The 19992-nt window shown below is 66.6% G+C and carries 18 protein-coding genes; 16 read left to right on the top strand and 2 right to left on the bottom strand.

From position 1 onward, the window contains the following. Window positions 1-46: 46 nt before the first annotated feature. Genes FUT88_RS18860 through FUT88_RS18840 form a run of 5 tightly spaced genes read left to right on the top strand, consistent with a single transcriptional unit; the run spans window position 47 to window position 4222 of the window. Window positions 47-868, top strand: a complete 822-nt coding sequence (locus tag FUT88_RS18860; RefSeq protein WP_147217383.1) for an alpha/beta fold hydrolase — start codon at window positions 47-49, stop codon at window positions 866-868. 57 nt (window positions 869-925) lie between these two features. Further along, complete coding sequence (locus tag FUT88_RS18855) at window positions 926-1246, top strand: XapX domain-containing protein (protein WP_045785585.1); 321 nt, start codon at window positions 926-928, stop codon at window positions 1244-1246. 4 nt (window positions 1247-1250) lie between these two features. Further along, complete coding sequence (locus FUT88_RS18850) at window positions 1251-1682, top strand: DoxX family protein (RefSeq protein WP_147217381.1); 432 nt, start codon at window positions 1251-1253, stop codon at window positions 1680-1682. A 4-nt stretch (window positions 1683-1686) separates the two neighbouring features. Further along, entirely contained in the window at window positions 1687-3525 is a 1839-nt protein-coding gene (locus FUT88_RS18845; RefSeq protein WP_147217379.1) for an amidohydrolase, read from the top strand. Further along, on the top strand, window positions 3515-4222 hold the full coding sequence (locus FUT88_RS18840; RefSeq protein WP_147217377.1) for a YoaK family protein: 708 nt from the start codon (window positions 3515-3517) through the stop codon (window positions 4220-4222). Before FUT88_RS18845 ends, FUT88_RS18840 begins: the two co-directional genes overlap by 11 nt. A gap of 12 nt (window positions 4223-4234) precedes the next feature. Here FUT88_RS18840 and FUT88_RS18835 read toward each other — a convergent pair whose 3' ends face one another. Next, complete coding sequence (locus FUT88_RS18835) at window positions 4235-4957, bottom strand: GntR family transcriptional regulator (RefSeq protein ID WP_147217375.1); 723 nt, start codon at window positions 4955-4957, stop codon at window positions 4235-4237. A 274-nt stretch (window positions 4958-5231) separates the two neighbouring features. Here FUT88_RS18835 and FUT88_RS18830 point away from each other — a divergent pair, with 274 nt between their 5' ends. From FUT88_RS18830 to FUT88_RS18805, 6 genes are all read left to right on the top strand, one after another. Then, entirely contained in the window at window positions 5232-6299 is a 1068-nt protein-coding gene (locus FUT88_RS18830; protein ID WP_147217373.1) for a porin, read from the top strand. A 148-nt stretch (window positions 6300-6447) separates the two neighbouring features. Beyond that, window positions 6448-7491, top strand: a complete 1044-nt coding sequence (locus FUT88_RS18825; protein ID WP_147217371.1) for an ABC transporter ATP-binding protein — start codon at window positions 6448-6450, stop codon at window positions 7489-7491. Window positions 7492-7568: 77 nt separating this feature from the next. Next, window positions 7569-8834 (top strand): PotD/PotF family extracellular solute-binding protein, encoded by a 1266-nt coding sequence (locus FUT88_RS18820; protein ID WP_102064322.1) that lies wholly within the window; start codon window positions 7569-7571, stop codon window positions 8832-8834. A gap of 2 nt (window positions 8835-8836) precedes the next feature. Next, on the top strand, window positions 8837-9793 hold the full coding sequence (locus tag FUT88_RS18815) for an ABC transporter permease (RefSeq protein WP_147217369.1): 957 nt from the start codon (window positions 8837-8839) through the stop codon (window positions 9791-9793). A gap of 1 nt (window position 9794) precedes the next feature. Further along, a complete protein-coding gene (locus FUT88_RS18810; RefSeq protein WP_147217367.1) occupies window positions 9795-10691 on the top strand; it encodes an ABC transporter permease in 897 nt (298 codons plus the stop codon). Window positions 10692-10701: 10 nt separating this feature from the next. Next, window positions 10702-11424, top strand: coding sequence for an aspartate/glutamate racemase family protein (locus FUT88_RS18805; RefSeq protein ID WP_147217365.1), 723 nt, complete (start codon window positions 10702-10704; stop codon window positions 11422-11424). A gap of 13 nt (window positions 11425-11437) precedes the next feature. Here the strand turns inward: FUT88_RS18805 and icmF are convergent, their stop codons facing one another. Continuing rightward, on the bottom strand, window positions 11438-14725 hold the full coding sequence (icmF, locus tag FUT88_RS18800) for a fused isobutyryl-CoA mutase/GTPase IcmF (protein WP_147217363.1): 3288 nt from the start codon (window positions 14723-14725) through the stop codon (window positions 11438-11440). Window positions 14726-15035: 310 nt separating this feature from the next. Between icmF and FUT88_RS18795 the strand changes: the two genes are divergently transcribed. The 5 genes from FUT88_RS18795 (at window position 15036) to FUT88_RS18775 (ending at window position 19933) form a co-directional block, all read left to right on the top strand. Beyond that, window positions 15036-16061, top strand: coding sequence for a hypothetical protein (locus FUT88_RS18795; RefSeq protein WP_147217361.1), 1026 nt, complete (start codon window positions 15036-15038; stop codon window positions 16059-16061). 256 nt (window positions 16062-16317) lie between these two features. Then, window positions 16318-17520 carry an ammonium transporter gene (locus tag FUT88_RS18790; protein ID WP_147217359.1) on the top strand — a complete coding sequence of 401 codons (1203 nt, stop codon included), beginning with the start codon at window positions 16318-16320 and terminating at the stop codon, window positions 17518-17520. Between the two features lie 84 nt (window positions 17521-17604). Next, entirely contained in the window at window positions 17605-17961 is a 357-nt protein-coding gene (locus FUT88_RS18785) for a DUF427 domain-containing protein (protein WP_012760922.1), read from the top strand. Window positions 17962-18124: 163 nt separating this feature from the next. After that, complete coding sequence (locus FUT88_RS18780; RefSeq protein WP_147217357.1) at window positions 18125-18847, top strand: AraC family transcriptional regulator; 723 nt, start codon at window positions 18125-18127, stop codon at window positions 18845-18847. Window positions 18848-18952: 105 nt separating this feature from the next. Further along, window positions 18953-19933 (top strand): DMT family transporter, encoded by a 981-nt coding sequence (locus FUT88_RS18775; protein WP_147217355.1) that lies wholly within the window; start codon window positions 18953-18955, stop codon window positions 19931-19933. The last annotated feature ends 59 nt before the right edge of the window (window positions 19934-19992 follow it).

The raw sequence follows: 19992 nt of genomic DNA, 5'->3' as shown, positions 1-19992 counted from the left end.
CGCCCCGTCGTCCATTCAACCAGCCACCCTCCTCTCTCTCATTCCCATGCAAACGATTACCACCCAAGACGGTACGCGCATCTTTTACAAGGACTGGGGCAGCGGCAAGCCCGTCGTCTTCTCGCACGGCTGGCCGCTCAATGCCGACGCGTGGGACGCGCAGATGCTGTTCCTCGTGCAGAAGGGTTTTCGCGTCATCGCGCATGACCGGCGCGGTCATGGTCGTTCCGACCAGCCGTCGCAGGGCAACGACATGGACACCTATGCCGACGACCTGGCAGCGCTGCTCGATGCGCTCGACATCCAGGGCGCCACGCTGGTCGGCCATTCCACCGGCGGCGGCGAAGTCGCGCACTACATCGGTCGCCACGGCACCAAGCGCGTGGCCCGCGCCGTGCTGATCGGCGCAGTGCCGCCCATCATGCTGAAGACGGCGGCCAACCCGAACGGCCTGCCGATGGACGTGTTCGACGGCATCCGCAAGGGCGTGACCGACAACCGCTCGCAGTTTTACCGCGATCTCGCCACGCCGTTCTTCGGTTTCAACCGGCCGGGCGCGAAGGTTTCGCAAGGCACCATCGACGCCTTCTGGGCGCAGGGCATGACCGGCGGCATTCACGGCCAGTACCTGTGCATCAAGGAATTCTCGGAGGTCGACTACACCGAAGACCTGAAGAAGATCGACGTGCCGGTGCTGTTCCTGCATGGCGACGACGACCAGATCGTGCCGATCGACAATTCGGCGAGGCTGGGCGTGGAGCTGGTGAAGAACGGGACGCTCAAGGTCTATCCGGGCGGCTCGCACGGCATGTGCGTGACCGAGGCAGACAAGGTCAACGCGGACCTGCTGGCCTTCCTCAGCACCTGATCGGCACGGGCGGCGCCGTTTGCGCGCGCCGCCCCTTGGCATCCTGGAGCCCTCCTCGTGAAGCCCTATCTCATCTCCATTGCCGTCGGCATGCTGGTTGGCGTCATCTATGCATTGCTGCACGTCCGCTCACCGGCGCCACCGGCGATCGCGCTGGTAGGGCTGCTCGGCATGCTGATCGGCGAACAGATCGTGCCGGCCGCGCAGCGCCTGCTGGCCGGCGAGCCGATCACCATGGCGTGGTTCCGGCACGAATGCGTACCCAAGATTACGGGCGCGCCGCCTCAAGTGCCGAGCCAAGCGCCGCCCCAGGCGTCACCCACGGACCTGGCCGCCACCGGCGAATCCGGCAGCGCCACGCCGCGCAATCCGAGCTGATGCCATGACACGCCTGTCGCTCGAACCCTCGCACGCTGCCGCGCCCACCGGCACCGCGGCGAATGTTGCCCTGCATGCCGGCCTGCTGTTCCTGCGCGTGACCGGCAGCGCCCTGCTGATCGCCGTGCATGGGTTGCCCAAGGTGCTGCACTACAGCCAGGAACTCACGCGCATTGAAGACCCGTTCCACATGGGCGCCGCACCCACGCTGCTGCTCGCCATCCTGTCGGAAACGCTGTGCCCGCTATTGATTGCGCTCGGCGTGCTGACGCGCCTGGCGTGTCTGCCCATCATCGCCACGTTGCTGGTGGCCATGCTGGTGGTGCATCCTGGCTGGTCGCTTGCCGATGGACAGTTCGGCTGGATGCTGCTGATCATCTTCACCACCGTCCTGATTGCCGGACCCGGACGCTTTTCGATCTATCCCAAATACTGACGCAATGACCGCCGACCTCATCCTGCACAACGGCCGCATCCACACGGTCGACCGCGAACGCCCCTCCGCCAGCGCCGTGGCCGTGCGTGACGGGCGCTTTGTCGCCGTGGGCGACGACGCTACCGTGATGGCCCAGCGCGGCGCCACCACCCAGGTCATCGACCTGCGCGGGCGCACCGTCATTCCCGGCCTGAACGATTCACACCTGCACCTGATCCGGGGCGGGCTGAACTACAACCTCGAGCTGCGCTGGGAAGGCGTGCCCTCCCTGGCCGACGCGATGCGCATGCTCAAGGAGCAGGCCGCGCGCACGCCGTCGCCGCAATGGGTGCGCGTGGTGGGCGGCTGGACGGAATTCCAGTTTGCCGAGCGCCGCATGCCCACGCTGGAAGAGCTGAACCAGGCCGCGCCCGATACGCCCGTGTTCGTGCTGCATTTGTACGACCGCGCGCTGCTCAACCGCGCGGCCCTGCGCCAGGTCGGCTACACCAAGGACACGCCGAACCCGCCCGGCGGCGAGATCCAGCGCGACGCCAGCGGCGAGCCCACCGGCATGCTGATCGCCAAGCCCAACGCGATGATCCTGTACGCGACGCTCGCCAAGGGGCCGAAGCTGCCGCCCGAATACCAGGTCAACTCCACGCGGCAATTCATGCGCGAGCTGAACCGCCTGGGCGTGACGAGCGCCATCGACGCGGGCGGCGGCTTTCAGAACTACCCGGAAGACTACGAGGTCATCCGCGAGCTGTCGGCGCAGAACCAGCTCACCATCCGCATCGCCTACAACCTCTTCACGCAGAAACCGAAAGAAGAGCTGGCGGATTTCAAGAACTGGACCGGCAGCGTGCAATACCGCCAGGGCGATGACTTCTTCCGCCACAACGGCGCGGGCGAGATGCTGGTCTTTTCCGCCGCTGATTTCGAAGACTTCCTGCAACCGCGCCCCGACCTGCCCGAGACGATGGAGCAGGAGCTGGAAACCGTGGTGCGCCATCTCGTCGCGCAGCGCTGGCCGTTCCGGCTGCACGCCACCTACGACGAATCGATTTCGCGCATGCTCGATGTGTTCGAGCGCGTGAACCGCGACATTCCCTTCAACGGCCTGCCGTGGTTCTTCGACCATGCCGAGACGATTTCGCCGAAGAACATCGAACGCGTGCGTGCACTCGGCGGCGGCATCGCCATCCAGGACCGCATGGCCTTCCAGGGCGAATACTTTGTCGACCGCTACGGCCCAGCCGCTGCCGAACAGACGCCGCCCATCAAGCGCATGCTGGCCGAAGGCGTGCCCGTGGGCGCCGGCACCGACGCCACACGCGTGTCGAGCTACAACCCGTGGACGTCGCTGTACTGGCTGGCGAGCGGGCGCACCGTGGGCGGCATGGCGCTGTATCCGGAAGGGCTGCCGCGCGAGGTGGCGCTCGAGCTGTACACGCACGGCAGCGCGTGGTTCTCGGCAGACCAGGGCAACAAGGGGCAGATCAAGGTCGGGCAGCTCGCTGATCTGGCGGCGTTGTCGGCGGACTTCTTCAGCGTGCCCGAGGCCGATATCAAGACCATCGAATCGGTGCTGACGGTGGTGGGCGGCCGCATCGTCTACGGCGCCGCCGAGTTTGCCGAGTTCGGCCCGCCGCCGATTCCGGTGCTGCCGGAGTGGTCGCCCGTGGCGCGCGTGCCGGGGCACTGGCGGCCGGCTGCGCCCATGCAGCAGCAGGTGCATCAGTGCGTCGGTTCGTGTTCGGTGCACGGCCACGCCCACCAGAAAGCGCGCACGGCCAATGTGCCGACCACCGACTTCCGCGGCTTCTGGGGCGCCTTCGGGTGTTCGTGCTTTGCCTTCTGAAGCGGCGACGGCGGCAACGGCCACATCGGCGTCAGCGCGTTTCCTGATCGCACAGGGAACGCTGCTGGCGTTCGTCGCGGGCTATGTGGATGTGGTCGGCTTTGCGGCGTTGTTCGGACTGTTCACCGCGCATGTCACCGGCAACTTCGTGATGATCGGCCTGGAGCTGGCGGGCTCCGGCCAAGGCGTGCTCGCCAAGCTGCTGGCGCTGCCGATGTTCGTGGTGGCCGTGGCGGCGACCAAACTCGCCGTGACGGCGCTCGCGCGGCGCGGTGTGGCGCCGCTGCGGCCGCTGCTGCTTGTGCAGGCCGTTCTGCTGCTGGCCTTCATGGCGGCGGGCCTGCTGGCGCTGCCGATTCAGTCGCCCGATGCACCGGCCACCATCGTTGTCGGGCTGATCGGCGTCGCGGCGATGGGCGTGCAGAACGCCAAGGCGCGCATCGTGCTGTCGGAACACGCCCCCACGACGATCATGACGGGCAACACCACGCAGATCGTGATCGATGTGGTGGAGCTGCTGTCGCCGGGCGCTACGCAGAAGGACGTTGCGCGCACGCGGTTGCGCAAGATGGTGCCGCCGCTTGCCGGCTTTGCCATCGGGGCGGTGCTGGGGGCGCTGGCGTTTGCGACGCTGTCGTTCTGGTGCGTGTTGCCGCCCGTGGGGATTCTCGTGGCCCTGGCGATCCTGCAACGCTAGGCCACCGCCCGGTCAGAGCTTGACGCGGCGGAAGAGCGTCGAGAAATCGATCGCCGCCACCTGCCGGGGCTCCAGCTCCAGCGCAGCGATGTATTCACCCAGGTGTTCGCCCATCAGCCGCGCGGCGCGCTCGCCGTCGCGGCGCTCCACCGCATCGAGAATGGCCAGGTGTTCGTCATGGCCGCAGCTCGGCCGTGCGGGAGACTCATAAAGCCCGATCAGCAGCGAGGTGCGCGCCACCAGCGTGCGCAGCATTGCCGTGATGATGGGGTTGCCGTTGGCCTCGGCAAGCTGGATGTGGAAATCGCCCGACAGGCGGATCCACTCGCGCCAGTTGCCGGATTCCCGGCTGGCATGTTCTGCCGCGGCCAGCGCGCGCAATTCGGCGAGTTGCGCCGCGGTGGCGTGCTGGGCCAGCTCCCGCACCGAGCCGGTTTCCAGAATCAGCCGCGCCCCAAAGACCTGTCGCGCTTCCGCCGCGTCGTGCACGGCGATGGTCGCGCCGCGATTGGGCTGCAGCTCCACCACGCCCTCATGCGCCAGCTTCACCAGCACCCGGCGCAATGTCCCGCGCGTAATCCCAAAGGCCTTGCATAGCTGCGCCTCGACCAGGCGCGTGCCCGGCGGCAGCTTCTGCTCAAGGATCGCCTCGTACACCGCATCGGAAATGCGGGCGTCGATTTCGGCGTTGTTGCGGCGGGGCTGGGAGATCGGAGGAGTCGTAGGCGCTGGCATCTCGCCATTCTAATCGAGCAAACCGCGCTTGGATTGTGCACAACCCTGATGCCAATCCGGACGACCTTGGTGCGACATCCTCAAGAAATCTCCCCGCCTCACACGCGGTTTTGCACCAGAAGCAGGCGAAAACCCGCGATTTTGCATGGCACGGTTACTGCATGGATGACCTCCGTGATTGTGCACAATCCAAACGAAGCTTGTACTCAACATAGAACGCAATGCCGGGGGCGGCCACGCGGTCGCGCCAATTCATTTAGGGGGATCACCTGTCATGAGCACCACCACCAAGCTGGGCGCTGCCGCCCTGGCATTCGGGCTGTCTGGCGTCGCTGCTGCGCAGTCGAGCGTGACGCTGTCGGGCGTCATCGATACCGGCGTGAGCTGGACCAACCATGCCGGCAACGGCTCGCAAAGCCTGACCGGCGTGTCGGACAGCATTCTGGGTGTGTCCAACTTCGGCCTGAGCGGCAAGGAAGACCTCGGTGGCGGCCTGAAGGCGCTGTTCAACCTGCAGGCGGGTTTCAACCCGAGCAACGGGCGCATGTCGTCCAACGGCACGCTGTTCTCGCGCAATTCGTATGTCGGGCTGAGTTCGTCGTCGGGCACGCTCACGGCCGGCAAGCAATGGAACTTCAACGACGACTGGCTGGTGGGCAGCGTCTTCAAGGGCGGCTACAACTCGGGCTCGATCTTCAAGTTCAGCGAGTTCGACGCCGTCAGCGAGATCTACAACAACACGGTCAAGTACGTGTCGCCCGACCTGGGCGGCGCGCAGTTCGGCGCGATGTACGGCTTTGGCGAAGCTGCGGGCTCGATCTCGCAGGGCTCGCTGTTCAACCTCGCTGGGCGCTATAGCGCCGGCCCGCTGTACCTGGCCGCCAGCTACGACCAGGAGCGCGATGGCAGCGGCACCGGCTCGCTCTACAAGCTGATCACCGTGGGCGGCAGCTACACGTTTGGCGCGACCAAGCTGCGGCTGGGCGCGGCGCGCGCCGATGTGGGCGGCACGGGCGCGTTCCAGTCGATTCCCAGCATGTCGGCGCGCAAGGCCTACGCCGTGGAAGGCGGCGTCGACTACGCCTTCACCACCGCCTTTACCGGCTCGGCCGATGTGCTGTACCGCCGTAACACGACGCTGTCGAACAGCTCGATGGTCTACCGGCTGCTGGGTCTGTACAGCCTGTCGAAGCGCACCACGCTGGTGGCCAACGTGGCGTATCTGAAGAACTCGTCGAGCGCGACCGAAGCGCTGGTCAACACCACGTCGGGCGCCATCGGCGGCGGTGTGCCGGGCACAAGCCAGACCTCGGTGGCGCTGGGCGTGCGTCACACCTTCTGACCCGCGCGAAGCCCTGCCGCGCCACCTGCCCCGGTATGTGGCGCGGCTGCCCGCAGATGCGGCCACACGCACCAGAACGACGCATGCACGGCGCGCGCGCCGTGAAATTGCCGCCCGCAGACAGGCACACCTATTGCACCAACCCGACATGACCCGCGCCCCCACCGCTCCCGCCGCTGCCGACTCCCTCGAACTCGTTGCGCTGACCAAGCGTTACGCGCAAGACGCCGTGGCGGTCGATGCCATCAACCTGCGCGTGCCCGCCGGCAGCTATTGCTGCCTGCTGGGCCCGTCGGGCTGCGGCAAATCGTCAACGCTGCGCATGATTGCCGGCCACGAGCATGTGAGCGAAGGCGACATCCTCCTGGGCCCGCGCAACATCACCAACCTGCCGGCGGCGTCGCGCGGCACGGCCATGATGTTCCAGAGCTACGCGCTGTTTCCCCATTTGAGCGCGCTCGACAACGTGGCCTTCAGCCTGAAGATGCGTGGCATCAACACACGCGAACGCCGCCAGCGCGCGCAGGCGTTGCTCGAACGCGTGGCGATGGGCCACCTGGCGCAGCGCCGGCCGGGCGAGTTGTCGGGCGGCCAGCAGCAACGCGTGGCGCTGGCACGTGCGCTGATCATGGAGCCGCGCGTGCTGCTGCTGGACGAACCGCTCTCTGCGCTCGACCCGTTCCTGCGCACGCAGATGCGTGCCGAGCTGCGGCGCTGGCAGCAGGAGCTGGGGTTGACGTTCGTGCACGTCACGCATTCGCAGGAAGAAGCGATGGCGCTGGCCGACCAGATGGTGGTGATGAACCACGGCCGCATCGAACAGGCCGGCAGCCCGCGCGAGATCTACAACCAGCCGGCCAGCGCATTTGTTGCGACCTTCATCGGCGGACACAACCTGCTGGAAGACGCGCATGGGCCCGTGGCGGTGCGCATCGATCGCATGGCCCTGCACGCCGATGAGGCCACCGCCGGAGACCGCCCGCGCCTGCACGGCCGCATCTGCGACATCGAATACCAGGGCACGCACGTGCTGGTGAGCGTGGAAGGCGTGGCGCTCTCGCCCTCGCAACGCGTGACGGTGAGCCTGCCCGAGACCGACGCCGCCATCCCACGCCTGGCGCTGCATCAACCCATCTGGGCTTCGTGGGATGCCGCGCAGGCGCACCGTCTGCCGGCCGGCTCCGCAGCCTGACACCCGAGACCCGACATTCCAATCCGCAGCCTGACGGCTTCAGGCGCTGCCTTCACCTTCACATCAGGGGTTGCAACATGTCTGACGATTCCAACGACTTCAAGGCCGGCCGCCGCACCGCACTCAAGGGCATGGCCGCCATCCTGGCCACCGGCGTCGTACCCGCGATCCACGCGCAAGAAAAGCTGACGCTGCGCTACCTCGGCACGGCGGTCAACCAGGACAAGCTGATCGCCGAGAAATTTGAAGCCGACACAGGCATCCGCGTCCAGTACGTGGCCGTCACCACCGATGAGATCACCAAGCGCGCCGTGACCGCGCCGAGCAGCTTCGACCTGATCGACACGGAGTATTTCTCGCTCAAGAAGATCGTGCCGACCGGCAACCTGCTGGGCATCGACGCGCGGCGCATCAAGAACGCCGACAAGATCACGTCCCTGTTCACCAAGGGCGAGGTGGCGGGCAAGAAGGTGGGCGACCAGGGCACCGCGCCGAAGAAGGTGATGTACCTGCCGGGCGCCAATGCGACCACGTTCGCGACCTCGCCCACGCAGTTCATGACGCTGATCCCGACCGTGTACAACGCCGACACGCTGGGCATCCGCCCCGACCTCATCAAGCGCCCCATCAACTCGTGGGCCGAACTGCTGAACCCGGAATTCAAGGGGCGCGCGTCGATCCTGAACATTCCGTCGATCGGCATCATGGACGCGGCGATGGTGGTGGAAGCCAAGGGCCTGCACAAGTACGCCGACAAGGGCAACATGACCCGCGCCGAAATCGACCTGACCATCAAGACGCTGATCGAAGCCAAGAAGGCCGGCCAGTTCCGCGCGCTGTGGAAGGACTTCAACGAAAGCGTGAATTTGATGTCCTCGGGCGAGGTGGTGATCCAGTCGATGTGGAGCCCGGCGGTGACGGCCGTGCGCAGCAAGGGCATCGACTGCACGTTCCAGCCGCTGAAGGAAGGCTATCGCGCGTGGGCCGCCGGCTTTGGCATTCCGAAGACGGTGTCGGGCAAGAAGCTCGACGCAGCGTATGAATTCATCAACTGGTTCCTCGACGGCTGGGCCGGTGCATACCTGAACCGCCAGGGTTACTACAGCGCCGTGCTCGAAACGGCCAAGGCGAAGATGGAGCCGTACGAGTGGGCCTACTGGATGGAAGGCAAGCCCGCGGCCAAGGACATCAAGAGCCCGCACGGCGATGTGCTCGCCAAGGCCGGCAGCGTGCGCGACGGCGGCAGCTACGAACAGCGCATGGGCGGCATCGCCTGCTGGAACGCGGTCATGGACGAGAACGAGTACATGGTCCGCAAGTGGAACGAGTTCGTCGCCGCCTGACCATGACGACCACAGCACCGTCCACATCGTCAGCACCGTCGGCAGCGTCGGCACCGTCCAACGACACAGTCGCCGCCCGCGCCCGGCGCCCGGTCGGTCCGGGCTTGCAGGCGCTGCCGTTTGCGGCGGTGTTCGTGGTGTTCTTCCTCATCCCGCTGGGGCTGGTCGCGATGGTCAGCTTCTGGGATTTCAACGAGTACGCGCTGCTGCCAACCTTCACCTTGCGCAACTACGCCAAGCTGTGGGAAGGCTGCGGCCATCTCAATGAATACGGCGATCTGTGCGTGACCGCGTCGACGTATCTGTCGACGCTGCGCTTTGCGCTGGGCACCTGGGCGCTCACGCTGGTGCTGGGTTTTGCGCTGGCGTACTTCCTCGCGTTTCATGTGCGCTCGGCTGCCGTGCAGACGCTGCTGTTCGTGATCTGCACGGTGCCGTTCTGGACGTCCAACGTGATCCGCATGATTTCGTGGATTCCACTGCTGGGCCGCAACGGCCTCGTCAACCAGACACTGCAGGCCATGCACCTGATCGACCAGCCGCAAGACTGGCTGCTGTATTCGAACTTCTCGGTGCTGCTGGCGTACGTGCACCTCTACACCATGTTCATGATCGTGCCGATCTTCAATTCGATGATGCGCATCGACCGCGCGTTGCTCGAAGCCGCGCGCGATGCGGGCGCCACCGCCTGGCAAACGCTGTGGCATGTGATCGTGCCGCTGTCGCGCAGCGGCATCCTGATCGGCTCCATCTTCATCCTGACCATCGTGATGGGCGATTTCGTCACCGTCGGCGTAATGGGCGGCCAGCAGATTGCCTCCGTCGGCAAGATGATCCAGGTGCAGACGTCGTACCTGCAGTTTCCGCTGGCGGCCGCCAACGCCGTGGTGCTGCTGCTGACGGTGCTGATGATCATCTGGGGCCTGACCCGCGTGGTCGACATCCGCAAGGAGCTTTGACATGCAAGCGCGCTTTCGCGAACCCCGTGCCCCCGGCTTCTGGCCGCTGGCGTGCCTCTTCGCGCTGTTTGTGCTGTTCCTGTACGGGCCGATGCTGACGATCTTCGCGCTCAGCTTCCAGGGCCCGGACGGCGGGCTGACGTTCCCGATGAACGGGCTGTCGCTGCACTGGTATCGCCAGCTGGCCGAGGGGCTGGGCGTGGTGGATATCGGTGCGGCGTTCCGGCGCTCGCTGGCGCTCGGCGCGGTGGTGATGGCGCTGACCATGGGGCTCTCGCTGCTCGCGGCGCTTGCGTTTCGCAAGCGGCTACGCGGCGGCGGTGTGCTGTTCTATGTGACGGTGGCGAGCCTGATCATGCCGTCGATCGTGGTGTCGCTCGGCATCGGCCTGCAGTTCCGGCTCATCGACACGGGCCTCAAGGCGCTGCTCACCGCGATGGGCATGACCGATCAGGCCGACAGCTTTGGATCGTCGCTCGGCCTGTGGACCTCCGCCCTCGGGGCGCACCTCACGTGGACGCTGCCGTTCGGCCTGCTCATCATGTTCGCCGTATTCAACCGCTTCAACCCGGCCTATGAAGAAGCCGCGCGCGACCTGGGCGCCACGCCGTGGCAGACGTTCCGCCACGTCGTGCTGCCGCTGATTGCGCCGTCGCTGATCGGCGTGGGCATGTTCGGTTTCACGCTGAGCTGGGATGAGATCGCGCGCACCTCGCAGGCCATCGGCGACGTCAACACGCTGCCGCTCGAGCTGCAAGGCTTGACCACCACCGTCACGACGCCATCCATCTACGCGCTGGGCACGCTCACCACCGTGGTGTCGTTCGTGGTGATGGGGCTGACGATGCTGGCCATTGTTCGACTGCGCCACCGCCAGAGCGCCGGGCGTGCCGACTGAACGCGCGCCAATGACCATCGCTACCGAATCCCCCCGCCCGCGCCGGCTGCTGTTGATCAACCCGAACACCACGAGCGCGCTCACACAGACCATCACACGCTTCGTGCAGGCCGCATTGCCCAGCGATGTTGTTGTGGAATCCGTCACCGCCCGATTTGGCGCACCGTACATCGCCACCGAAGTCGGCTACGCGGTGGCCGCGCACGCCGCGCTCGACGCATGGACGCGCGCGCAGCAGCCAGCCATCGACGCCGCCATCATCGGCTGCTTTGGCGACCCGGGGCTCTTCGCGCTGCGCGAGGTGGCGCCGTGCCCCGTCACCGGCCTGGCGGAAGCCGCGTTGATGGAAGCGGCAACGTACGGCAGTTGCGCGGTCATCACGGGCGGCCACGCGTGGGGCCCGATCCTGGAGCGCTTGCTGCCCACGCTGGAGGGCGGCCACACCGTGCGCGACATCCATACCGTCGAACTCGACGGGGCCGCGCTATACGCCGCGCCGGATGCGGCAGAACAGATCTTGATCGGCGCCTGCACGACCGTCCTGCGCCGCCAGCCGGTGGACGCGATCGTGCTGGGCGGTGCGGGACTGGCAGGCCTCGCGCAGAAGCTGCAACCCCACGTTCCCGCACCGCTCATCGACAGCGTAACGGCGGCCGCCCGCCAGGTGTGGCATGCGCCGCGCGGTGGGCATGGCGTACTGCCGGAATGGATCGAGCCCGCCACGCACGCCTGAGCCGGGCGCTGCCCTACATGTTGCGCCGGTACTGCCCGCCCACTTCGAACAGCGCGTGCGTGATCTGCCCGAGCGAGCAGACGCGCACCGCATCCATCAGCACCGCAAACACGTTCTGATCGTCAATCACCGCGCGCTGCAGGCGCTGCAGCATGACAGGCGCTTCCCCGGCATGCCGCGCATGAAACGCTTCCAGGCGCGCGAGCTGGCTCTGCTTCTCCTCCTCGCTGGACCGTGCCAGTTCGATGTGCGGCGGCACCACGCTCTCGGCGTCGGGATTGCGGAACGTGTTCACACCGATGATCGGCAGCGAGCCATCATGCTTGCGCTGCTCATACAGCATCGACTCTTCCTGGATCTTGCCGCGCTGGTAGCCGGTTTCCATCGCCCCCAGCACACCGCCGCGCTCTGCAATGCGCTCGAACTCCTGCAGCACGGCCTCTTCCACGAGGTCCGTCAGCTCGTCGATGATGAAGCTGCCCTGGTTCGGGTTCTCGCACTTGGCCAGGCCCCACTCGCGGTTGATGATGAGTTGGATGGCCAGCGCGCGCCGCACCGATTCGGCCGTCGGCGTGGTGATCGCCTCGTCGTAGGCATTCGTGTGCAGGCTGTTGCAGTTGTCGTAGATGGCGATCAGCGCCTGCAGCGTCGTGCGGATGTCGTTGAAGGCGATTTCCTGCGCGTGCAATGACCGGCCGGACGTCTGCACGTGGTACTTCAGCTTCTGGCTGCGCTCGTTCGCGCCGTACTTGTCTCGCAGCGTCACCGCCCAGATGCGGCGCGCGACGCGGCCGAGCACGCTGTACTCCGGGTCCATGCCGTTGGAGAAGAAGAACGACAGGTTCGGCGCAAAGTCATCGATATGCATGCCGCGCGCGAGATACGCCTCCACATACGTGAAACCGTTGGCGAGCGTGAACGCCAGCTGCGAGATCGGGTTCGCGCCCGCCTCGGCAATGTGGTACCCCGAGATCGACACCGAGTAGAAATTGCGCACCTGGTGGCGCACGAAATATTCCTGGATATCGCCCATCACCTTGAGCGAAAACTCCGTCGAGAAGATGCAGGTGTTCTGCCCCTGGTCTTCCTTGAGGATGTCGGCCTGCACCGTGCCGCGCACGTTTTGCAGCACCCACGCGCGGATTTTCGCCTCTTCGTCTTGCGTCGGCTCTCGCCCGTTGTCGGCGCGGAACCGGGCGAGGTTCTGGTCGATGGCGGTGTTCATGAACATCGCCAGGACCGTCGGCGCGGGGCCGTTGATCGTCATGGACACCGACGTGTTCGGGCTCGTGAGGTCAAAGCCGTCGTACAGCACCTTCATATCGTCGAGCGTGGCGATCGACACCCCCGAGTTGCCAACCTTGCCGTAGATGTCCGGGCGCAGCGCCGGGTCTTCGCCGTAGAGCGTGACGGAGTCGAACGCGGTGGAGAGCCGCTTGGCCTCCATGCCTTCCGAGACCAGCTTGAAGCGCCGGTTGGTGCGGAAGGCATCGCCCTCGCCCGCGAACATGCGCGTCGGGTCTTCGTTCTCGCGCTTGAAGGCGAACACGCCGGCGGTGTACGGAAAGCTGCCCGGCACGTTTTCGCGCATCAGCCAGCGCAGCACTTCGCCGTCGTCTTCGTACGGCGGCAGCACGACCTTGCGGATGGTGGTGCCCGAGAGCGTGGTGTGCGTGAGCTGCGTGCGGATTTCCTTGTCGCGAATCTTGACGACGTATTCGTCGCCGGAATACGCGCGGCGCAGGTCCGGCCACATGGCGAGCAGCTTGCGCTCGGCGGCGCCGAGCTGTGCGTCGCGCTCGGCCGCCTGCTTGTCGAGCGCGGACAGCGTCTGCACGGTGGCGCCGGCCTGCTCCAGCATGCGGTGGCTGGCACGCAGTTGCTGGCGCTCGCGCGCGAGGCGGCTTTGCGCGTCGACGCGGCGGTGGTAGCCGCGCACGGTATCGGCCAGCTCCGCCAAATAGCGCACGCGCGCGGGCGGCACGATGGCATCGTGGCTGGTGGAGCATTTGCCGGCCGGGCGCGGCAGCGTGCGTTCAGCCAGCGCCATGCCCCGCTCGTTCAGTCGATCGGCCAGCGCGTGATACAGCGCCGTCACGCCGTCGTCGTTGAAGTGCGAGGCCTGCGTGCCGAACACCGGCATGTCTTCGGGGCGGGCGTGCCATTGCTCGCGGTTGCGCTGCACCTGCTTGGCGACGTCGCGCCACGCATCCTGCGCGCCCTTGCGGTCGAACTTGTTGATCGCCACCAGATCGGCAAAGTCGAGCATGTCGATCTTCTCCAGCTGGCTGGCGGCGCCAAACTCGGGCGTCATCACATACAGCGACAGATCGACATGCGGCACGATCGCCGCGTCGCCCTGCCCGATGCCGGAGGTCTCGACGATGACGAGATCGAACCCGCCCGCGCGGCAGGCGGCAATCACGTCGGGCAGCGCGTCGGAAATCTCGCGGCTCGCCTCGCGCGTGGCCAGCGAGCGCACAAAGATGTTCGGATGATTGATCGCGTTCATGCGAATGCGGTCGCCCAGCAGGGCGCCGCCCGACTTGCGCCGTGACGGATCGATCGAGATGACGGCGATGCGCAGCGCGTCCTTCTGGTCGAGCCGGAAGCGGCGGATCAGCTCATCGGTGAGCGACGACTTGCCTGCGCCGCCCGTGCCCGTGATGCCGACCACCGGCGTATGCGTGGCGGCCGCAGCCGCGCGGACGGCGTCGCGCAATGCCGGATCGATGCGGCCCGATTCCAGTGCCGTGATCAGCTGCGCCAGGGCGCGGCGGTCGCCGGTGGCGACGGGCTCCAGCGTGGCGGGCGCATAGACGGAAAGATCGATGTCGCAACGCTGCACCATGTCGGCAATCATGCCGGCCAGCCCCATGCGCTGGCCGTCTTCGGGGCTGTAGATGCGCGCGACGCCGTAGTCCTGCAGTCCGCGGATCTCCGCCGGCACGATCACGCCGCCGCCACCGCCGAACACCTGGATGTGCTCGCCGCCGCGCGCGCGCAGCGCGTCGATCATGTACTTGAAGTATTCGACGTGGCCGCCCTGGTAGCTGGACACCGCAATGCCCTGCACGTCTTCCTGCAACGCTGCGTTGACCACCTCGTCCACCGAGCGGTTGTGCCCGAGGTGGATCACCTCGCAGCCCATCGACTGCAGGATGCGCCGCATGATGTTGATCGACGCGTCATGCCCGTCGAACAACGATGCGGCCGTCACGAAGCGCACCTTGTTGCGCACCGGCGCGGCTGCGCTGGCAGGCGTGGGATCGGCCGCGCGGGCAGCGGAAAGATCGGTCATGTCTCCACCTTCGAAAAGTGGGGTGCCGGCGTTGGATGTGTTGTACGACGCACAAGGCGACGCGTGCCGGTCGGCGGGTCGAACAGACAGTATTTTCGGGGTTGGCGCGGTCGTCAACGGGCCGCACGGGCGATGGCCTGTTGAGCCCTCCGCTCAAATAGGCACGTCGCCACCCGGGCCGGTTTGCGCAAATCGCGGACGACCGGAACGGTCCGATCTCGGTGCAACACCCAGCTTGCACACAATCGATACAAATCGTTAGAGTCGGATTTTGGTCGGAAACGGGTCCGGCCACAGGGGGGAACTTCCAATGCCAAGCCGCGCAACGATGCGCTGGTGTCTGACCGCCTTGCTGGCGTGGTCCGGCCACGCCGTAGCGTGGGACTACACGCCCGGCGCCATCCCGGGGCTGATCAGCGTGCTTGGCTTCCTGACCGTGCAATCGCAGGCGATCGACCGCGCCATCCAGCGCTTTCCCGGGCAGCGTGAAGAGTTGATCCGCGCCCGCACCCAGTTCGACAACACGTTCCCGCAGGCGCTGACTCGCACGCGTCGCCTGATCGCCGGTATTCCGCTGTCCGACGACGAGCGCCAACTGCTGATCGGGCGCGCGCTCGACATTCATCAACCCAGTGTTGGCGTTGCCACCCAGACAGCCGAGACGGCCCATGCCCTGGCCGAACGCGTGGTGGCACGCGCACAGGGTAACCAGGACCGCGCCACGCTGCAGACGCTGCTGGCGGTGGTCTACGACGACCGCCCCGCCGATGAGCTGGGCAGCCGCTTCACCCAGGCCGTGACGTTGTCTGACTGGCCGAACGCGCGCGGCGCGAGCCTCAACCTGCGGCTGCCGTTCTCGTGGGAACGCGTGCCGCCCACGGCCCCGCGCAAACCCGATCCGGCGCGCGTGGCGATCGGCGCGTGGGCCAACCAGGGCGGCTCGGGGCTGTCACGCATTGAACTGATCGTGCGCCCGACCGAAGGCGACCTCGAACCCGTTCCGGACAGCCGCGAGCCCCGCTGGATGCGCGATGCCGTCAAGCAAGCCGTGGCCGGCCCCTGCAAGCTGCTCGGCTGGGGCACGCAATCGTTCGGCGGCCGCCCCGGCGTGTGGGCCAGCTACATCGGCGAATCGCCCGGGCCGCATATCCCGCGCGCCACCGGCAACACGCTGGTGGGCCGCGTTTTGATGGTGCCGACCGACGGCGCCCTGCTGATGCTGCACATGCAGTCTCCCGCCACCTCGCCGGAGCAGGCCAGTGCCGTGCGCCTGCGGTACGAGCCGCTGTGGAACGCCGTGGCGGCATCGTTCAGCGTCGCGGGCGCCAAGCCTTAATCTTCCGGCGGGCCGGCCGCACCACTACGGCGCATCCGACGCCTCGCCCGCACCATTTCAAAGCAGATACGCACCGATTTCGGGCTGAACTCAGAACCTCGTCCGGCCACGACCTGCCGCGCACGGCCGTGGTGCGCCATGTCACCTTTTTGCACACCGTTGGAACAACTTTTGCATCTGTCGGCGCTTTTTGCGTCATTTGTGGGCAAGTACTGCACCCGGATGGCGCTGACCCTCAACCCGCACGACAACCGCAATGAACTCCATCAAAACCGGGGGCGACGCGCTCTTCATCCTGCTGGGCGCGATCATGGTGCTGGCCATGCATGCCGGCTTCGCGTTCCTTGAGCTGGGCACCGTCCGCAAGAAGAACCAGGTCAATGCGCTGGTCAAAATCCTGGTCGACTTTGCCGTGTCGACCATCGCGTACTTCTTCATCGGCTATTCGATCGCGTACGGGGTCAATTTCTTTACCGGCGCCGACGTGCTCGCCCAGCAGAACGGCTACGAGCTGGTGAAGTTCTTCTTCCTGCTGACCTTCGCGGCCGCCATCCCGGCCATCATCTCGGGCGGCATTGCCGAGCGTTCGCGCTTCGAGCCACAACTGGCGGCGACCTTCGTGCTGGTGGGCTTCGTCTACCCCTTCTTCGAGGGCATCGCCTGGAACGAGCGCTTCGGCATCCAGCACTGGCTGCAGAGCGTGACGGGCGCGGAGTTCCACGACTTTGCCGGCTCGGTGGTCGTGCACGCGGTGGGCGGCTGGATCGCGCTGCCGGCCGTGCTGCTGCTGGGCGCACGCCACGGCCGCTACAAGGACGACGGCCGCATCGCCGCGCATCCGCCGTCGAACATCCCGTTCCTGGCGGCCGGCGCCTGGGTGCTGGCGGTGGGCTGGTTCGGCTTCAACGTGATGAGCGCGCAGACGCTCGACAAGATGAGCGGCCTGGTCGCCATCAACTCGCTGATGGCGATGGTGGGCGGCACGCTCACCGCGTGGTGGATGGGCAAGAACGATCCGGGCTTTTCGTACAACGGGCCGCTGGCCGGCCTGGTGGCCGTGTGCGCCGGCTCCGACGTGATGCATCCGCTGGGCGCGCTGGCTGTCGGCGGCATTGCGGGCGTGCTGTTTGTCTGGATGTTCACGCGCGTGCAGAACGTCTGGCGCATCGACGACGTGCTTGGCGTGTGGCCGCTGCACGGTCTGTGCGGCGCCTGGGGCGGCATCGCGGCCGGCATCTTCGGTTTGAAGGCGCTCGGCGGCCTGGGCGGCGTGTCGTTCTGGGCGCAGGTGGCGGGCACGGCCGGCGGCATCGCCATTGCGCTGATCGGCGGCACGGTGGTGTACGGCACGCTGCGCAAGCTTGTGGGGCTGCGGCTGGACCGCGAGGCCGAATTCATGGGCGCCGACCTGGCGATCCACCGCGTCTCGTCCACGCCGGAATCGGAAACGCACTGGTAAGCAGGAACCGGCAGTCAGGGGAAGGCGCGCGCGGCGCTTGCTACAGTGAAAGCGTCTCCCCTCGCCCAACTGCAGGAGTGCCGCATGCCCGATATCGATCCGAATCACCCGATCACCGTCGAGTCGAACCCGCGCCGCGTAACCGTGACGCTCAACGGCTTCACCATCGCCAGCACGCATCTGGCGCGCACGCTGCGCGAGGCGTCGTATCCGCCCGTGCAGTACATCCCGCGCGACGATGTGCAGATGAACCTGCTGGAGCGCACGCAGCATCACACCCATTGCCCGTACAAGGGCGATGCGTCGTACTACACGATCGTGGCCGGCGATGTGCGCGCCGACAACGCCGTCTGGACGTACGAACAGCCCAAGCCCGTCGCACGTGAGGTGGCCGGCTATCTGGCGTTCTATCCGAACAAGGTGACGATCCAGGAGGAATGAGGGCGCAGGCGCGGCTGACACGCCGGTGTCACGCAAACAGCGCACGATATGCGTGTTCCTCTTCTCACGGAGCCTCTTTCCGTGAAAGTTCCGAGACCCGGCGCAGACGATCTGTGGCCAGGTATTTTTTTGGGCGAATGCCGGTGCTATTCTCGGCGGCACCATGCTGGACTTCCGCACTTACGGCCTCGCCGCGCCCCCGCACTCGCACGACTTCATGCAGGTCGTGATGCCCGCACGCGGCATCCTCGAGATGGACGTCGACGGCCGCGGCGGCCGTGTCGACACGCACCACGCGGCGCTCATTCCGGCGGGCGCCACGCATGCGTTTGAAGCCACCGGCGCCAACCGCTTCATCGTCTTCGACATCCCCGGCCAAACCGTGGACGCGCCCAGCCTGGGCGGCTTGGCCGACCGCGTGTTCTTTCCGCTCACGCCCGGCCTGCGCGCACTGACGACCTGGCTGCAGGACGCGCCCATCGTCGATGCCGTGCTGGCCACTGCGTGGTCGTCGCTCGCGCTAGCGACGCTGGCCGCGCATCCGGCCAACCAATCCACGCAGATCCGCGCACGCCCCGACGCGCGTGCCGAGCGCGCATGGCACGCCATCGAGCACCGCTACGCGGAGCCGCTCACCGTCGATGCGCTGGCCGCAGAAGCGGGCGTGAGCGCGCGTCGCCTTGCCACGCTGTTTCGCGCCGCTTACGGCACCACGCTGCATGCGCATCTCGCCCAGGTGCGGCTGCGGCATGCATTGACGCTGCTGGAAACCACCGCCCTGCCCATCGCCGAGGTTGCCGCACGCACCGGCTACTACGACCAAAGCGCCCTCACGCGTCACCTCAAGGCCGCGCACGGCATCACGCCCGCAGCGGTGCGGCGCTAGCGCCACCATTTCCGTTTTTGCCAAAGCGCAGCCGTCTTCACCAAGACGCGCGGCACGCACGCGCGCAGAGTGCCGGTTCGATTGGTCTTTTCGGACAGGCGCTCCATGGCTGTTGGCGACACCTCCACTGCAACGCAGCTGCATCACGGTCAGCACGACGCGCGGCGCGACCACCTCACGGGCATCGGCTACGGCGTCGCGGCCGGCGCGCTGTGGGGCGTCATCTTCGTCGCGCCGAAAATGCTGCCGCAGTTTTCACCGCTGGCGCTGTCGGCCGCGCGGTATGTGCTGTACGGCGTGCTCTCGCTCGTGCTGGCGCTGCCGGTGTGGCGCACGCTGTGGCGCAAGACGACCCGGCGCGACTGGGCGGCGCTGCTGCTGTTATCGCTGCCGGGCAACATCCTTTACTACCTGTGCGTGGCGGGCGGCGTACAGCGCGCGGGCGTGGCGCCGGTGTCGCTCATCGTCGGGCTGTTGCCCGTGACCGTCACACTGGCCGGCGCGGCCGAACGCGGCAGCCTGCCGTTGCGGCAACTGGCCCTGCCCCTGCTGATGGCCGTGGCCGGCGTGGTGTGCATTTACCTCGATGCGCCCGACGTGCATTCGAGTGCCGGCGGCAGAACCTATTTCATCGGGCTCTTGATGGCAGCGGGCGCGCTGGCGTGCTGGACGGTGTACGCGGTGTGCAATGCGCGGTACCTGCGCGCGCGGCCGCAGTTCACGAGTCGGGAGTGGTCGCTGTTGACGGGCGTCGCGACCGGGGCGTTGTCACTGGCACTGGCCGTGCCGGCATTTTTGCTGCCCGGCATGGCAACGGCTTCTGCGCAGCCCGCATCGGCGTGGGGGATGTTCTGGCTGGTGAATATGGGCGTGGCGCTGGGGGCGTCTGTGCTCGGGAACAGCCTGTGGAATGCAGCCAGCCGCAAGTTGCCGTTGACGCTGTCGGGGCAGTTGATTGTGTTTGAGACGGTGTTTGCGTTGGTGTATGGGTTTGTTTATGAGGCTCGGTTGCCGCATGGGTTGGAGGTGGCGGCGGGGGTTTTGTTGGTGAGTGGGGTGGGGTTGGCGGCGAGGCGACATGGGTAGGTTTTTTTGTTTTTTGCCTTGGTGGGTCCACCTCCTTTCGTTCCTGCCGGGACCGACTC

This window comes from Ralstonia sp. TCR112 (genome assembly GCF_007997035.1).
Taxonomy (GTDB): domain Bacteria; phylum Pseudomonadota; class Gammaproteobacteria; order Burkholderiales; family Burkholderiaceae; genus Ralstonia; species Ralstonia edaphi.
This window is presented reverse-complemented; position numbering and strand designations above follow the sequence as displayed.

Bases quoted from the DNA above. Each gene is read 5' to 3' on its own strand.
- FUT88_RS18825 (WP_147217371.1), top strand. From the start codon at position 6,448: ATGACCCGCGCCCCCACCGCTCCCGCCGCTGCCGACTCCCTCGAACTC.
- FUT88_RS18835 (WP_147217375.1), bottom strand. From the start codon at position 4,957: ATGCCAGCGCCTACGACTCCTCCGATCTCCCAGCCCCGCCGCAACAAC.
- FUT88_RS18815 (WP_147217369.1), top strand. From the start codon at position 8,837: ATGACGACCACAGCACCGTCCACATCGTCAGCACCGTCGGCAGCGTCG.
- FUT88_RS18790 (WP_147217359.1), top strand. From the start codon at position 16,318: ATGAACTCCATCAAAACCGGGGGCGACGCGCTCTTCATCCTGCTGGGC.
- FUT88_RS18820 (WP_102064322.1), top strand. From the start codon at position 7,569: ATGTCTGACGATTCCAACGACTTCAAGGCCGGCCGCCGCACCGCACTC.
- FUT88_RS18805 (WP_147217365.1), top strand. From the start codon at position 10,702: ATGACCATCGCTACCGAATCCCCCCGCCCGCGCCGGCTGCTGTTGATC.
- FUT88_RS18830 (WP_147217373.1), top strand. From the start codon at position 5,232: ATGAGCACCACCACCAAGCTGGGCGCTGCCGCCCTGGCATTCGGGCTG.
- FUT88_RS18860 (WP_147217383.1), top strand. From the start codon at position 47: ATGCAAACGATTACCACCCAAGACGGTACGCGCATCTTTTACAAGGAC.
- FUT88_RS18845 (WP_147217379.1), top strand. From the start codon at position 1,687: ATGACCGCCGACCTCATCCTGCACAACGGCCGCATCCACACGGTCGAC.
- FUT88_RS18785 (WP_012760922.1), top strand. From the start codon at position 17,605: ATGCCCGATATCGATCCGAATCACCCGATCACCGTCGAGTCGAACCCG.
- icmF (WP_147217363.1), bottom strand. From the start codon at position 14,725: ATGACCGATCTTTCCGCTGCCCGCGCGGCCGATCCCACGCCTGCCAGC.
- FUT88_RS18795 (WP_147217361.1), top strand. From the start codon at position 15,036: ATGCCAAGCCGCGCAACGATGCGCTGGTGTCTGACCGCCTTGCTGGCG.
- FUT88_RS18780 (WP_147217357.1), top strand. From the start codon at position 18,125: ATGCTGGACTTCCGCACTTACGGCCTCGCCGCGCCCCCGCACTCGCAC.
- FUT88_RS18850 (WP_147217381.1), top strand. From the start codon at position 1,251: ATGACACGCCTGTCGCTCGAACCCTCGCACGCTGCCGCGCCCACCGGC.
- FUT88_RS18775 (WP_147217355.1), top strand. From the start codon at position 18,953: ATGGCTGTTGGCGACACCTCCACTGCAACGCAGCTGCATCACGGTCAG.
- FUT88_RS18810 (WP_147217367.1), top strand. From the start codon at position 9,795: ATGCAAGCGCGCTTTCGCGAACCCCGTGCCCCCGGCTTCTGGCCGCTG.